The sequence below is a fragment of the Marinifilum sp. N1E240 genome (genome assembly GCF_009295825.1).
In the GTDB taxonomy this organism is placed as follows: Bacteria; Bacteroidota; Bacteroidia; order Bacteroidales; family Marinifilaceae; genus Marinifilum_A; species Marinifilum_A sediminis.
Map to the genome: position 1 here is coordinate 36,755 of NZ_WHKF01000011.1, position 15,203 is coordinate 51,957.

Genomic DNA, 15,203 nt, shown 5'->3' on the forward strand with positions numbered 1-15,203 from the left:
TTACAAAAAAAAAGAGGTCAAATGACCTCTTTTTTGTTATCTATTTCCTAATTCATGTTTGGCAAAAAGGAGTATTTCTCTCCATATACCAACATTTGTTCAGTAAAATCCATTGGATATGAAATTTTCACATCCACTATTTTTCCATCTTCCATTACAGGATGATAATCAGGATTGATAAATCCTGCATAGGCTGCTAAATTCAGTTTTTCGAACCTTTCTTTTACCTCTTTGTGCAGACCTTCATCAACTTTCACGCCGTAATCCTCTACCAATAATTTTCCAGCTTCTAAATCACCCTCAGATTTAATTCGCTGCACTTCGGCAAGCAATTCTCCAAACAATGATCTCAATTTCTGATAGTCATTTACAACAAAATAGTTTTTCCCATCCTTTGTAACTTTCTCAACCACCTTATCTGATTCTCCTTTTTCAAACACCCATTTGGCAATTAATTGACGGTTTCGCATGTGAGATTCCTCTATGTCTTTCCCAAATTCGATTCGCGTCAACTGAGTCATTAATCCATTTCGCATGTATCCATCGTACTCAGCTTTTGCCACATCAAGAGTTGGCATCAAACCAATTTCCAACATTTTAGGATCCATCATATAGTAAAGAGCAAACAAATCTGCTCTCGCCTCCTCCAATGTAGAATGGTAATTTTTCAATGCATCCATACCAACACCTGGCAATAACTGCCCTGAACCATGCCCTAAACATTCGTGTAAATCGGTATGCAAATTCCCTCCTAAATGTCCATGTTTTTTTGCTCTTGCCACTTCTTCTTCACTATATGCAAATTCTTCAAGCATTCCCCCTTTTAACGATGATTGATGATAAGCGTGGGTAATATTATCGATGGTAACAGATTTACTTCCGTGTTCTTTACGAATCCATTCGGCATTTGGCAAGTTAATTCCAATTGGCGTTGCCGGATGACAATCTCCACCCAACATCGCAACGGTAATTACCTTTGCACTAACTCCTTTAACTTCATCTTTCTTGAATCGCTCATCAACTGGCGAATTGTCTTCAAACCATTGTGCGTTGTCCGAGATAATTTCGGTACGCTTTGTGGCTTCAATATCTTTAAAGTTTACAACAGATTCCCAGCTTGCTTTAAATGCCAAAGCATCACCATAAACTTCAATAAATCCATTTACTACATCAACATGAGCATCCAGATCTTTTACCCATAAAATGGAGTAATCATCGAAGGTTTGTAAATCACCAGTTTTATAGAAATCAACCAGTTTTAGTAAGGATTGCTTTTGCAAATCGCTATCGGCAACAGGTATGGCTTTCTCTAACCAAAACACAATCTTCTCGATTGCATCTGTATACATTCCTCCAACTTTCCAGATCTTTTCTACAAGCTTGCCATCATCCTTAAGTAATTTGGAGTTTAATCCTGCAGAAAGAGGTCTTTCCGGATCGCCCTTCTCAGCATTTTCATAATGGGCTTCAACTTCAGCCTGAGTAACACCTTCATAATAGTTGTTTGCCGAATCGGCAATCAAATCCATTTCAGGATTTAATACTACTCTTTTATTATCGATATTCTCATCAAAAATTATAGGAACCAAGCGTGTCATCAAATCAACTACATCCTCTTTTTCCCCCAGCGGCAACAATTCAGAATTGGTATTCGCCAATAATTCTCCAAAATATTCCTCATCGAATTCAGGCAAAAACTTATCCATTGAATAATGATGATGAATTCCGTTTGAGAACCAAACTCTTTTGGTATAAACCACAAACTGTTTAAACTCTTCGCAATCTTTATCTCCATCGTAAGATTTTAGAATTGCTTCCAGAGTTCTTCTTATACTAAGATTGTATTTATTGTTTTGATCGAATAAAATATCTCTTCCGCAACGAGCTGCTTCAGCCAAATAATAAATTAATTCCTTCTGCTGCAAACTCAACTCCTCAAATCCAGGAACCTGATATCTTAATATTTTGATATCGGCAAATTGTTCGGTTTGATATTTAAATGATTCGCTCATATTTCTATTTATTTCTAACGTCAATATTCTCTTTTAACTCCCAAATTCCTTTTTTAAACTCTAATGCATCATAAGAAAAATCGGGTCCATAATATTCAAATTGGTTCTCATAAACCGGAAGTGAGGGAGCCAAATGATCAAATACCAATTTCTCCTCTTTCTCAATATACTGAATGGTCATACTTGCCTGTTTGGCATATTCGAACACAACTCTGTTCAGCATTTTACCTCGCCAGGAAATCAATGCTTTTCCAAACTGAATATTATTCTTTTTATCAATGCTTAAAACTTCAATCAGCTTCTTATTTGTCGAAAAATTATTTCCATCCCAGGCTAAAAGCAAATATGTATTTGCCCCTTTCGATTTAAAAGGAATAATTTTATAATACAGTGCACCAGACCAATTATCTTGATTTTGATTTGTATACATACTGGCATCAGCACAATTGTCCTTGAGAAGAATCACTTCTGATTTTCCTTTTTTCACCAATTGTAAAATCCCATAATATAGATAGCTTCCATTGGAAAGTACACAGTTCCAATTGTAAATTCTAAACAAATTATCTGGGGAAGTTAACTTACCCATTTTATCAAGCTTAGAAAATGGGTAGTCAAAACTTTCTTTTTGATTCAATATCTGTTCAAATCCATCCTCAATCTGATCACAAATTTTCAATTTAATTGAATCTGATTGAGCCAATTGTAACTGTTCAAACAGCTGCTTTGTCTCTGTTTCAAAATTGACTAAATCTGATTGAGCAGTTCCAAAGAATGAAACCGATAAAAGTAGAATAAGAAGAATTGAAGATCGCATAATTTATTTGTTAACCTTATCCATTGCCTGAATTAGTAAATTGGCAGCATGGTGAATTTCTTCATTAGTAATATTCAATGGTGGTGCAATACGGTATGCATCATCACAAAAAAGAAAGGCATCCATAACAACTCCTATTTCATATGCTTCTTTCATTATTTCCAGCATAATTTCTTTGGATTCAACTATCACAGCAATAAAGAGACCCAATTGTCGGAAACCTTTTACCATAGGATGATCCTTTAACAACTCAACAAAAAGTTCACCTTTCCTTTGAGTATCAGCAACCAAATTTTCCTCTAACAAAACCTCTAAAGAGGCATGTGCAGCAGCACAACAAACCGGATGTCCTCCAAAAGTTGTAATGTGCCCTAGCATTGGGTTTGATTTAAAGGAATCTAATATTTTCTTATCAGAAATAAACGCTCCTACCGGCATTCCTCCGCCCATAGCTTTTGCCAAACACAAAATATCAGGAACAACATCAAAATGTTCGAAAGCAAACAGCTTACCTGTTCGACCAAAACCCATTTGTACTTCATCGAAAATCAACAAAGCTCCTATCTCTGTACAACGAGCTCGTAATGCTTGAATGTATTCTTTCGAAGGAATAATCATTCCACCTTCAGACTGAATCGGTTCCAAAATTACACATGCCGTTTTTTCGGTAATCTGATCCAAATGTTCCATATTATCGAACTCAATCATTCGAACATCTGGCAGTAAAGGACGAAATGCATTTTTCATTTCTTCATCGCATAATACACTTAAAGCACCATGAGTACTTCCGTGATAAGCTCTTGTAAAATGAATGATTTCTGAACGCCCTGTATAACGTTTTGCTAATTTTAATGCTCCTTCATTGGCTTCACTTCCTGAATTCACAAAATAAACTGAGTTTAAGCCCTCAGGAAGATTATCGCTAAGTAGTTTGGCTAGTTTAACCTGCGGTGTTTCGATAAACTCACCATACACCATAAGGTGCATGTATTTATCTACCTGATCTTTTACAGCTTGACGAACACGGGGATGTCCGTGCCCCAGGTTACTAACAGAAACGCCCGAAACGAGATCCAAATAAGGCTTCCCGCTCGGGTCGTACATATATATTCCTTCGGCTCTTTCAATTTCCAAAGCAATTGGAAAATCAGAGGTTGTTGCTACGTGTTGTAGAAATAATTGTCGATTGGTAATCATATCCAGAATTTTTATTGAATACAAAATTCACAAAAATCCTGCTATTAAAAAACTATCGGGTCATTAAATTAATATCACCCATTAATTTATCACGATAAGATTTACCAATTGGAATTGATTTAGGACCTCCATCTGTTTCAATTACAACAGAATTGTCTTCAATCATTTCAATTTTGCTAAGATTTACAATGTAAGAGCGGTGAATTCTTGAAAATCTTGCCGCAGGCATTTTTTCTTCTATTGCCTTCATTGTAAAGTGAATTGTATACTTCTCTTGATAAGTATTCACTACTACATAATTCTCTAAGGCTTCAATCCATAAAATATCATCATAATTCAAACGAACCAATGATGAATTGCTCTTGATAAAAATTTCATTCTTATCCTGAACAAAGCCTACACTATTCTTATAGCGCTTATTAGCTTTACTTACGGCTTTAAAAAATCGACTATAACTAATCGGTTTCAAAAGATAATCAGTAACATCATATTCGAATGCTTCAAGAGCATATTGCTCTTTTGACGATATAATAATGATTTGAGGTGTAGTATTCAGGCTATTTAAAAACTCCATCCCACTCATTTCTGGCATTTCAATATCCAGAAAAATTAAGTCTACAGGCTCGTTTTTCTTTATGTTATTAATTGCATCAATCGCACTTGGATAAGATGCTCCAAAAGTTAAAAAATCAGTTCTTTCAATGTAACTTTCAACTACCTTTCTCGAAAGTTTATCATCATCTATTACAACACAATTCATATAGTGGGATTATTTAAGGTCAAGAAAAAGGGAATAAATTTTATTTATCTACAGTAATATTGTCTTCATCAAAAATAACAATCTTTTTACCATTTCCGAAATATTTTCCAAAAATATTTACTGCTTTAAAATCCCAGGCTTAAAAAGACCAAAATCCTTTAAATCAAATGCTTTTATTTCGAAGAATAAACTCCTGAATCATTTTATCTCCAGATCGGACTGTTTTTTTTAACCATTCTAATTTCAATTCTAGTTTTTCCACCTCACTCAGTTCCCAATTTACATTTGTCCTTCTAATTTCGGTAGACAAATGATTCAAGACTAAGGCAGCTGATACCGAAATATTAAAACTCTCGGTAAAACCATACATGGGAATCTTCACAAATTCATCAGCATTATCCATAACAACATCAGACAAACCTGTTAATTCAGTTCCAAAAAAGAATGCAGATTTCCCTTTTTGCAAGTCAAAATCGGGCAACAATACATCATTTGTATGGGGAGTAGTTGCTACGATTCTATATCCTTGTTTTTTTAGGCTTATTATCGTGTCTAAGGTATTTTCTTCTTTAGCATTATGCCTATGCAGGTCAACCCATTTTGAGGAGCCCATAACCACTTCTGGATTTAAAGTGTACTCATTCGAATTTTCTATCACATGCAAATCCTGGATTCCGAAACAATCACAGGATCGAATGACTGCACTAGCATTTTGAGGCTGAAAAATATTCTCCAGGACAACAGTAATGTACTTCGTCCTGTTACAGATATTTTTATCGATTAAATCCAATCGATGTTCTGTTGTAAATTGTTCAAGAAAACGAACTGATTCGATTAGTTGTTGTTTTTCCATTCTCAAAATTTAGGGTATAAAAAAAAGGAGGTATTGCTACACCCCCTCAATTTCGTTTGACTTACAATTATCTATTGTACAGAGTCAGCTAATTCTGAACCAGCCTTAAATTTAATAACCTTTTTAGCTGGAATATTAATTGGCTTACCAGTTTGTGGATTTCTACCAGTTCTAGCATCACGCTTTGAAACTGAAAAAGAACCGAATCCTACAAGAGCTACTCTATCGTCGCCTTTTAATGCTTCAGTTGTAGTTTCGATAAAAGCATCTAGTGCTTTTTTAGAATCAGCTTTAGTCAAACCAGCTTTGCTAGCAATTGCATCAATTAATTGAGCTTTGTTCATAACTTTATAAAATTTTAGGGTTAAAAAATGCTTTTAAATTTGAATCATATACAAATATAAAGGATTTCTGAACGTTTGCAAATTTCAGTTAGGAAAAAATATTAAAAAATCGTTTTTACAAACATCAACATAATAATAAGCTCTATTTTTACAAAAGCCCCTTTTAATGTATGAAACAGGATTATTTATTAAATCATAACAGAATTTATCTCAACAATTAATTTAACTCAATACAATTTACGACAAGCGTTTCACAATTAAAACAATCAACAAAACCTCAAACAAAAACCTCTTCGCTCCTCATTACGAGCACCTTACGTGACCTCATGCATTTCACCCGACTATTAAACATGTTCTCATATATTTGAAAAACAAAGAGTAAGCAAATTCCTTACTTTTGATCTTATCCAATATCATATTAACTATTTAATAATTGGTTTTTGAGGTCAGAATACTCCCTCCCAATCAGAATACTATTTTTTTCCTTCTGAAGGCATTCTTTCAGATATGTTGGAATTTCCACCTCCACTTCTATTGCTTTTTCCACAGTATCCTTAAATTTAGCAGGATGTGCCGTCTCCAAAAAGACACCAATCTCATTCTCTTTATTGATGTGCTTTTTCAATCCAAGATAGCCAACTGCTCCATGAGGATCTAAAATATACTTATAATTGCTATAAACTTCAGACATTACCTTTTCTGTTTCTTGATCAGAAAACCAAGCTCCTTTAATGTCTTTAATAATTTCGAAATGCTCTTCTCGATACAGCTCCATCATCCGGGCAAAATTACTTGGTGCTCCCACATCCATAGCATTTGAAATGGTTTGGACCGATTCTTTCGGCTCATAATTTCCATGTTCCAAATAATCAGGGACAACCTTATTCTTATTCGCTGAAGCCACAAATCTCTTTATTGGCAGTCCCATTTGTTTTGCCAACAAACCGCCAGTTAAATTGCCATAATTTCCACTTGGTACCGATACAACAATATCCTTATCACGATTCTGTAGTTGAGCCAAGATATAGAAATAGTAAAAACTCTGAGGAAGTAATCGGGCGATATTAATTGAGTTAGCCGATGTAAGTTTCATTTTTTTATTTAGATCCTCATCGGCAAAGGCTTGTTTTACCAAAGCCTGACAATCATCAAATGTACCATCAACCTCCAGGGCAGAAATATTTTGTCCCATTGTAGTCAACTGTTGCTCCTGAATTTTACTAACCTTCCCTTTAGGATAAAGTATGATAACACTTACGCCTTCTACTCCAAGAAATCCATTTGCAACCGCACTTCCTGTATCTCCTGAAGTGGCAACAAGAATGGTAACATCCTCCTTGTTTTGTTTTGCAAATGCACTTAAACAACGACTCATAAATCTTGCCCCCACATCCTTAAAAGCACATGTTGGACCATGAAACAATTCAAGGCTATAAACTCCTTCTTCTATTTTAATCAGAGGAATAGGAAAATTAAATACTTCTTCTGTTATATTTTTTAGTTCTTCGTGGCTGATGTCCTCACCAACAAAATGCTTCGCCACCTCAAAACCTATTTCTGCCATACTCATATCCGGTAAATTATCGAAAAACTCTTTCTCTAATTTTGGTATTGATATTGGGAAAAATAAACCTTTATCTGGAGCCAAGCCTTTTATAACAGCTTCTTTAAATCCGTATCGTAAATCTTTATTATTTGTACTAAAATATTCCATTGTTCTTTCTTTTCAGGATACCACTTTTATAATACTCTAACTCCTCCATCACTAACTTTGGACACATATATCTTGTAATCCAATTCTGTTTTTCTATAGGCGGTATCCATTGCCGTTGCAATTACGTCAGCAGAATCTTTACCTTCAGCCAAAGCAAACACCGATGGTCCTGAACCAGAAATAGAACAGCCCAAAGCACCTGCTTCCATAACCGAAAGTTTCAATTCATCGAACTCAGGAATTAATACCTTTCTTTGTGGCTCAACAATATGATCCTCTAATGATCTTCCAATCAATTCATAATTTGAAGTATACAATCCCGACATCAGACCGGCCACATTTCCCCATTGACGAATAGCTTTCTTCATTGAAACTTCAGGAGATAACAACTCACGCGATTCTTTTGTTTTGATCTCAATTTGTGGATGAATAACAACACACCATAAATCTTTAGGCGGCTGAATGTGGATTACATCCAATGGATTGTATCCGCGAATTAAACAGAAACCACCTAAAGTAGCTGGTGCTGCATTATCAGCATGAACATCACCCGATGCAACTTCCTCTCCTTTCATAGCAAAATCAACCAATTCCATTCTGCTATAAGGATTTCCCAACAATTCATTTACTGCTACAACTGCTCCTGCAGCACTTGCTGCACTCGATCCTATCCCACTTCCTGGTTTAATATTCTTTACAATTTCAACATCAAAGCCCTGATTACTCTTTAAATCATCGAGAAGTGCCTGAATGGCAACTCCTGCAACATTCTTCTTTGGATCTGTTGGTAAATTCTCATAACCGTTAACGGGAGCAATAACGATCTTCTTTTTATCATTTTTACTTACTACCATTTCATCTCCCACCCCATCGATGGCAAATCCTAATATATCGAAACCGCAACCAACATTAGAAACGCTACCTGGGGCAAAAACTTTTACTGATTCTGACATGTATTTCAGATTTTTGCTGTCAGCAATTTACTTCCAGCTTTATTTTAAAATTACTTTATCTTCAATGATAACAGGCAGTTAACTGCTTATTCTGATGATATCTCCAAAAATACCACAGGCTGTCACCTCTGCTCCAGCTCCAGCGCCTTTCACTATTAATGGTTGGTCATCATACCATATTGTATTCAATGAAATCACATTGTCTTTTCCATGAATATCATAGAATGGGTGATCCGGCGTTACCTCTTTCATACCTACATTTGCTTTACCATCTTTAAATGAAGCAATGTATCGGTATCGGATATTTTTCTCTTTCATCACCTTCCGCCATCCTTCAAAGTAATCGTTATTTGTTTCTAAATCTTTCAATAACTCTTCAGCAGTACTTCCGTTTAAACACGATTTAGGAATCATTGGCTGATGTTCTACATCTTCCACCTCCAACGGATAGCCAGCTTCTCTCGATAAAATCAATAATTTTCTAAGCACATCCATACCACTTAAATCAATCTTAGGATCCGGTTCAGTAAATCCCTGTTCCATTGCCATTTTAACTGCCTCAGAAAAGGATTTACCATTATTGAATTCATTCATGATGAAATTCAAACTTCCGGAAACAACCGCATCAATACCTACAATTTTATCGCCAGTATCAATCAAGTTATTGATCGTATTTATTACGGGCAAACCTGCACCAACATTACTTTCAAACATGAATTCAACGTTGTGCTTTTTAGCCGCCATTTTTATTCTTTTGTAATTTTCAAAATCTGAGGAGGCTGCAATCTTATTACAAGCGACAATCGAAACAGTTGAATTTAAAACTTGCTGGTAAATTTTACTTACATGTTCGCTTGCCGTTATATCAACAAAAACGCTATTGCGTAGGTTTGCCTGATCCATTCTTTGAACAAATTCTTGCAAATCGGCTGGCTCACCCTCAACATTCAACTTTTCAGACCAATTCGTAAGTAATTTTTCATCATCTGAAAAATACATTTTTCTGCTATTGCTAATTCCGCGAACAATTAACTGTATTCCCTTTTCCTCTATTAAAAAATCATATTGATTTTTAATGAATTCAAGCAGCTTACTTCCAACATTTCCAACTCCAGCAATATACAGATTTACCTTTTTATAAGTGGTATCGAAGAATTCCTCATGAATAACATTCAAAACTTTTTTGATATCCTTGGTTGGAACCATAAAAGTCAGATTCATTTCGTTTCCTCCCTGAGCCATAGCACGAATGTTTACGCCATTCTTCCCAAGAACACTAAACACTTTACCTGATATTCCCGGTGTAAATCCCATATCTTCACCAACGATAGCAACAATTGAAAGATCTTCCTCCACTCCCGGATCATTTACCAAGTTCATTTTAATCTCCATAGCAAACTCATCACGAACTGCTTCAATTGCCTGTTCCGAATCATCCTTATGAATTCCAACACTTATGCTATGTTCCGAAGATGCCTGAGTAATAAGAACAACATTAATTTTACTTAGAGCCAAACAAGTAAAAAATCGAGATGCAAAACCACTTATCCCAACCATACCACTACCAGATAAAGTAAACAAGTTGATATTATTTACAGAAGATAATCCTCTAACAACGGAACGAATCTCGCCAGGAGTTTTACTTATTAAAGTTCCTTCATCCTTTGGTGCAAAAGTGTTTTTTATTCGAACATTAATCTGATTCTGAACAACTGGAATCAATGTTGGAGGGTAAATAACCTTTGCTCCAAAATGGGAAAGTTCCATGGCTTCCTGAAAAGACATTCTCTTGATTGGCTTAGCTTGCGATACCAATCTCGGATCAGCATTATACATACCACTCACATCGGTCCAAATTTCAAGCTCCGAACAACTTAAGCCTGCAGCTAATATTGCAGCGGTATAATCCGATCCTCCTCGTCCTAAAAGAGTCATTTCGCCTTTCTGCCCCGAAGCAATAAAGCCAGGAAAAACAGCAACCTCAAAATCCTTTTGTTTAATCGATTCAAGGTTTTCATTAGTTTGCTCGCTATTCAGATAAACTCCCTTGCCATTTTGGGTTTTAATAAACTCTCTCGAATCACAATAAATAGCATCAATTCCTGACACCTTAAGATATTCTGAAATAATAGCAGATGACAACAATTCCCCGGACCCCATAACAGTACTTCTCACTTTCTCCGAAATATCCTGAAGTAAATAGACACCCTTTAAAACTTCCTCAAGTTCATTAAACTTGATTTTTACAGTATCACAAACCTTACCTGATAAATATAATTCTTGAATAACTCCAAAGTGCCTATTCTTTAAATTCTCTAAAGCCTTCTCGTAATCTTTGTTTCGATCACAAGACAAACTAATGCATCGTTCCAAATCATCTGTAACTCCGCCAAAAGCTGACACAACTACAACTTGCTTACAGCTCTCATTATTCTGCTTAATGATTTCCATTACCCGTTTGCAATTTTCTGCATTAGCAACCGAGCTTCCTCCAAATTTTAAAACTTTCATGTTTTTGATTTCTTCTGATGACTTCCTCTCCGTACAAATGTCAATTCTATCATCAATTATTAAATATTGGTTATAGTTAAATTAATAGTCTAACACAAAGAAAATTACGCGATATTATTGTGGTTGCATAATTCTATTTATGAACTTTTGAGTATAAACTCTCCCCTTTGGTGATATGTAATTATATAAACCCCCTAAAGGGTTGTTGTGGTAGGTGTAATTGTTGCAGTAATATTCATCGAAATAAAATGCATAGAATAGCGCATACCTCTAGTTGGCATGTGCATCATTGATTCTATGTTAGTCATTTTATTCATTATTTGATATTACCTCATTCTTAAGAGAATCAAATATAGAAATTTTTTAAAGTAGAATACCGAAATCACTGAAAATCTTTCGAAAAAATAACACAGAATTAACATCATCACACTTTATTACAGCCAATAAAACTTGTTGATTAACGAATCATTTTAAAAATAGCAACTGCCAAATCACCAATATTAATAACTATTTACCAGTCGTTTAATAAATCTTAATTAGAATCATTCCATATAAAAGTCGTAAATTGGGTTTTTATTCACTAAAACATATTTGTCATGAAAAAGAGGATTATGCTCTTGTCTGCGTTTTTGTTTTTTGCATTTATCGCATTTGGACAGGAGAAAGAGGAGAAAAAGACGATTGTAGTAGAAAGTGTTTACATTTTACCTAAAAGAGGTATGGCTGACGAATTTGAAAAAGCCATTAAATCTCACAACGAAAAATTCCACCCTGAAGGAGATCATGTTGCTGGTTTAAGAAGAGTAGATTACGGTTTGAAAGCTGGCTGGTACGTCTGGATAATGGGACCTACCACCTACGCCGCATTAGATTCCAGACCAACAAAAGAAAATGGTCATGAAGAAGATTGGAATAAAAATATTGATCCGTTAGTTGAAAAATATGGTGCTGTTAGCTTATGGAATTTTAACGAGAAACTCTCCTTTGGAAAAGATCTTGTTATGAATTCTAAACATTACGAAGCATGGGCAGTTGATTTAAAAAGAGGTCAGTATTACAGGTTTAAAGCTATTGCAAAGAAACTCATGAAAACTTCTGAAAATCTCGGAGTTGCCTTTTTGGTTTTTAACAATCCACTTCATACTCCTAAAAGTGCAGATATTGGATTGGTTTGGAATTTTGACAGTTATGAAGCCTGGTCGCAGGACATTGGATTTATGAAAGAGTTTGAAAAATTATATGGTAAGGGAAGTTGGCAAAACATGCTTGATGAATGGTATGACATTCTTGTTGATTACAATGCTGAGCTTCGAACAATTGTAAAATAATAAGCATTTTTTTTCGATAATAATACCGATAAGATATTTCTTATCGGTATTTTTTATTTCCCCTTTGGATATTCAAAAATGATGATAATATTTGTATTACACATTCAAAACAAAGCAAAATGATAAAAGGAGTAGTATTTGATCTTGATGGCACTCTAGCCAATTCGATTGAAGATATCGCAGATTCGATGAACAAAGTACTAATAGAAAAAGATTTCCCAACACACGATTACTCCACATACAAAACCTTTGTTGGTAGAGGCGTTAAAACATTGGTAGAAAATGCACTTCCGGAAAATCACAGAACAGAGTCTGAAATTCTATCGAGCTTTAATCGCATGATGAAAGTATATGATGAGAATTGTATTGTTAAAACTTGCTTGTATCCAGGTATCCCAGAATTGTTGACCAGTCTAAGTGAAAAAAATATTAAAATCGCCGTTTTCTCGAATAAGGCAAATGAATTAACTCAAAAAGTAGTTAAAGTGCTGCTAGCCGATTGGAAACTTGAACATGTATTAGGCGCAGGTGGAGATATTCCAAGAAAGCCAGACCCAAAAGGTGCTTTACTAATAAGTGAAAAAATGGGAATTCCTCCTGAGGAATTGATTTACGTAGGCGATTCAGGCGTAGATATGGAAACTGCACACAATTCTGGAATGCATGCAGCTGGCGTTCTTTGGGGATTTAGAGATATGGAAGAACTTCTTGAGAATGGTGCCCAAACTATTCTTGAGCACCCTATGGATTTAATCAAATCCTTAACTTAATGATCATGTGATTTTTCTTGAATCACTACACTTTCATCATCACAAAAGCCATTTATTTCAGGCTGTAAAGTCACATGATTTATTTCAAATTCATCATGCAAAAGGTGCTCCAATTTGTGGAGTACCTTATTTACTTTACTAAGTGGAAGATCCTCTTTAAAACTAATATGTGCTTCTAAATTGATTTGCTTATCATCCAATTGCCAAACATGAACGTGGTGCATATTTTCAACTTCATCTATAGTTTTAACCTTATCGTTAATTTCATCTAAATTAATATGAACGGGTGCAAATTGCATTAATATGCGAACACTTTCCAAGATCAATCCCCAACTTGAATACACCAAATACAATGCGATTGCGATTGAAAGAACACTATCTACCCAGGCAACATCCCAAAAAGTCATAGCCAAACCACCTAAAACAACGGCAACAGACGAAACCATATCTGATAATAAATGTAAATACGCCGACCGCATATTGATGTTGTCTTTCGCATCATTCTTTACTAGTAATACACTTAATCCATTTAAAATAATAGAAGCTACACCAAGTATAATTACCAATCCCGATTGAATTTCCTGAGGTTCTGAAAAACGTCCAATGGCTTCTTTTAGAAGGAAAAAAGCAATTACAATTAATGATACTGCATTTATTAATGCAGCTAATATTTCAGCTCGTTTATATCCATAAGTTTGTCGGGCAGTTTGTTTTCGTCCAGATAATTTACTTGCAAACCAACTTATTATCAATGCCAATACATCCGAAAAATTATGCATTGCATCCGACATCAACGCCAAACTTCCTGAAATAAAACCACCTACAACTTGGGCTACTGTAATTCCAATATTCAATAATATTGCAATCCCTAAATTTCTACCTTTAAGCTGTCCGTGATCGTGAGAATGATTGTGTTTCCCCATTTTTAAATTCATTTGATCTACTACAAATATAACAATGCAATCTATTTTTTAATCAAACTAATTATAAATAGGCTCTCAATTTTTCTATCAAATTAAAATTCCTTTTGCCAATACAATTCATAAATCCCTGATACCATCGGGTGTTTACGAGTTTCACACTATTTTAACGAAAACGTTAGCACAAGAATAGAAACACATACACATTTGTAGATTCATTAATATTAATATCTTTACCCCATTAATAATAGTTTAACTCCGAGTTTATCATTTCTAAACAACTATTTTTTTAGAAGCACGAATGATAAACCGATGGGTAAATTTGGAAACGAATTTGCCTCCCGCAGGATTGTAAATCCAAAATTGGAAAGGAGAAATGTTTTATTGTAAGAATAAATAGTTTTATTGTACTATACAATTTAGCATTGATTCTTAGAGACATGAACCTTCAATTCTGCACTGAATTGGAGGATTTTTTTTTATGGAATTAAGAGAGAACATACTACTAATTGCAGGAACAGGTCAAAATGTTGGTAAAACACTTTTTGCCTGCAAATTGATTGATCAATTAAAAGATGAACATTCAATTGTTAGTATTAAAATTTGTCCACATTTCCATGAATTAAAATCTGAAGCAATGATTTTAAAAAAGAATGAAAACTATACAATTACAAAGGAGACAACAACAGAACACAACAAGGATAGTAACAGAATGCTAAAAGCCGGAAGCAATGCAGTTTACTTCGTTCAAACCAAAGATGAATATTTATCTGAAGTTCTCTCTTTTTTTGATAAATTTATAAACATTACTACACCTGTAATAATTGAATCGGGTGGATTAAGAGAACTGCTTACACCAGGACTTTTTTTAATGATAAAAAATAAAAACAGTAACCAAACAAAACCCAAAACCGAAAAATATTTGCATTTAGCAGATCGTAAAATTGAATTTAATGGTGATACATTCAATTTCGATCCAGCAAGAGTGAAATTTGCAAATAATAAATGGGGGATAAAAAACTAACAC

The 15,203-nt window shown here is 34.7% G+C and carries 13 protein-coding genes and 1 riboswitch; of the genes, 3 read left to right on the forward strand and 10 right to left on the reverse strand.

Going from position 1 to position 15,203, the window contains the following annotated elements:
• Positions 1-47 precede the first annotated feature (47 nt).
• The 9 genes from GCQ56_RS18165 to thrA form a co-directional block, all read right to left on the reverse strand.
• Positions 48-2,012 (reverse strand): dipeptidyl-peptidase 3 family protein, encoded by a 1,965-nt coding sequence (locus tag GCQ56_RS18165; RefSeq protein ID WP_152735959.1) that lies wholly within the window; start codon positions 2,010-2,012, stop codon positions 48-50.
• 4 nt (positions 2,013-2,016) lie between these two features.
• Positions 2,017-2,826 carry a hypothetical protein gene (locus GCQ56_RS18170; RefSeq protein WP_152735960.1) on the reverse strand — a complete coding sequence of 270 codons (810 nt, stop codon included), beginning with the start codon at positions 2,824-2,826 and terminating at the stop codon, positions 2,017-2,019.
• Between the two features lie 3 nt (positions 2,827-2,829).
• Positions 2,830-4,023, reverse strand: a complete 1,194-nt coding sequence (locus tag GCQ56_RS18175; RefSeq protein ID WP_152735961.1) for an aspartate aminotransferase family protein — start codon at positions 4,021-4,023, stop codon at positions 2,830-2,832.
• 52 nt (positions 4,024-4,075) lie between these two features.
• A complete protein-coding gene (locus GCQ56_RS18180) occupies positions 4,076-4,783 on the reverse strand; it encodes a LytTR family DNA-binding domain-containing protein (RefSeq protein ID WP_152735962.1) in 708 nt (235 codons plus the stop codon).
• Positions 4,784-4,946: 163 nt separating this feature from the next.
• Positions 4,947-5,636 carry an RNA methyltransferase gene (locus GCQ56_RS18185; RefSeq protein WP_152735963.1) on the reverse strand — a complete coding sequence of 230 codons (690 nt, stop codon included), beginning with the start codon at positions 5,634-5,636 and terminating at the stop codon, positions 4,947-4,949.
• A 71-nt stretch (positions 5,637-5,707) separates the two neighbouring features.
• Positions 5,708-5,980 (reverse strand): HU family DNA-binding protein, encoded by a 273-nt coding sequence (locus GCQ56_RS18190; protein WP_054717818.1) that lies wholly within the window; start codon positions 5,978-5,980, stop codon positions 5,708-5,710.
• A 418-nt stretch (positions 5,981-6,398) separates the two neighbouring features.
• The gene (gene thrC / locus GCQ56_RS18195; protein ID WP_152735964.1) at positions 6,399-7,694 is read right to left on the reverse strand and encodes a threonine synthase; all 1,296 of its coding nucleotides are present in this window, start codon (positions 7,692-7,694) and stop codon (positions 6,399-6,401) included.
• Positions 7,695-7,720: 26 nt separating this feature from the next.
• Complete coding sequence (locus GCQ56_RS18200; protein WP_152735965.1) at positions 7,721-8,647, reverse strand: homoserine kinase; 927 nt, start codon at positions 8,645-8,647, stop codon at positions 7,721-7,723.
• 78 nt (positions 8,648-8,725) lie between these two features.
• Positions 8,726-11,158, reverse strand: coding sequence for a bifunctional aspartate kinase/homoserine dehydrogenase I (gene thrA / locus GCQ56_RS18205; protein WP_152735966.1), 2,433 nt, complete (start codon positions 11,156-11,158; stop codon positions 8,726-8,728).
• A gap of 596 nt (positions 11,159-11,754) precedes the next feature.
• Between thrA and GCQ56_RS18210 the strand changes: the two genes are divergently transcribed.
• Together GCQ56_RS18210 and GCQ56_RS18215 are read left to right on the forward strand one after the other, a co-directional pair.
• A complete protein-coding gene (locus tag GCQ56_RS18210; protein WP_152735967.1) occupies positions 11,755-12,486 on the forward strand; it encodes a hypothetical protein in 732 nt (243 codons plus the stop codon).
• Between the two features lie 119 nt (positions 12,487-12,605).
• A complete protein-coding gene (locus GCQ56_RS18215; protein WP_152735968.1) occupies positions 12,606-13,256 on the forward strand; it encodes an HAD family hydrolase in 651 nt (216 codons plus the stop codon).
• Here GCQ56_RS18215 and GCQ56_RS18220 read toward each other — a convergent pair.
• Positions 13,253-14,179: a cation diffusion facilitator family transporter gene (locus GCQ56_RS18220; RefSeq protein WP_152735969.1), complete on the reverse strand. Its 927-nt coding sequence runs from the start codon at positions 14,177-14,179 to the stop codon at positions 13,253-13,255. The two genes, GCQ56_RS18215 and GCQ56_RS18220, sit on opposite strands and share 4 nt — an antisense overlap.
• Before the next feature lie 241 nt (positions 14,180-14,420).
• Positions 14,421-14,566: riboswitch (molybdenum cofactor riboswitch) on the forward strand.
• Between the two features lie 91 nt (positions 14,567-14,657).
• On the opposite strand from GCQ56_RS18220, the gene GCQ56_RS18225 reads away from it, so the two are divergent.
• Entirely contained in the window at positions 14,658-15,200 is a 543-nt protein-coding gene (locus GCQ56_RS18225) for a hypothetical protein (RefSeq protein WP_152735970.1), read from the forward strand.
• The last annotated feature ends 3 nt before the right edge of the window (positions 15,201-15,203 follow it).

What these genes read in the sequence shown, in the direction of transcription:
- GCQ56_RS18180 (WP_152735962.1), bottom strand. Translation starts at nt 4,783, where the DNA reads ATGAATTGTGTTGTAATAGATGATGATAAACTTTCGAGAAAGGTAGTT.
- GCQ56_RS18190 (WP_054717818.1), bottom strand. Translation starts at nt 5,980, where the DNA reads ATGAACAAAGCTCAATTAATTGATGCAATTGCTAGCAAAGCTGGTTTG.
- GCQ56_RS18225 (WP_152735970.1), top strand. Translation starts at nt 14,658, where the DNA reads ATGGAATTAAGAGAGAACATACTACTAATTGCAGGAACAGGTCAAAAT.
- thrC (WP_152735964.1), bottom strand. Translation starts at nt 7,694, where the DNA reads ATGGAATATTTTAGTACAAATAATAAAGATTTACGATACGGATTTAAA.
- GCQ56_RS18210 (WP_152735967.1), top strand. Translation starts at nt 11,755, where the DNA reads ATGAAAAAGAGGATTATGCTCTTGTCTGCGTTTTTGTTTTTTGCATTT.
- GCQ56_RS18170 (WP_152735960.1), bottom strand. Translation starts at nt 2,826, where the DNA reads ATGCGATCTTCAATTCTTCTTATTCTACTTTTATCGGTTTCATTCTTT.
- GCQ56_RS18215 (WP_152735968.1), top strand. Translation starts at nt 12,606, where the DNA reads ATGATAAAAGGAGTAGTATTTGATCTTGATGGCACTCTAGCCAATTCG.
- GCQ56_RS18200 (WP_152735965.1), bottom strand. Translation starts at nt 8,647, where the DNA reads ATGTCAGAATCAGTAAAAGTTTTTGCCCCAGGTAGCGTTTCTAATGTT.
- GCQ56_RS18185 (WP_152735963.1), bottom strand. Translation starts at nt 5,636, where the DNA reads ATGGAAAAACAACAACTAATCGAATCAGTTCGTTTTCTTGAACAATTT.
- GCQ56_RS18175 (WP_152735961.1), bottom strand. Translation starts at nt 4,023, where the DNA reads ATGATTACCAATCGACAATTATTTCTACAACACGTAGCAACAACCTCT.
- GCQ56_RS18165 (WP_152735959.1), bottom strand. Translation starts at nt 2,012, where the DNA reads ATGAGCGAATCATTTAAATATCAAACCGAACAATTTGCCGATATCAAA.
- GCQ56_RS18220 (WP_152735969.1), bottom strand. Translation starts at nt 14,179, where the DNA reads ATGGGGAAACACAATCATTCTCACGATCACGGACAGCTTAAAGGTAGA.
- thrA (WP_152735966.1), bottom strand. Translation starts at nt 11,158, where the DNA reads ATGAAAGTTTTAAAATTTGGAGGAAGCTCGGTTGCTAATGCAGAAAAT.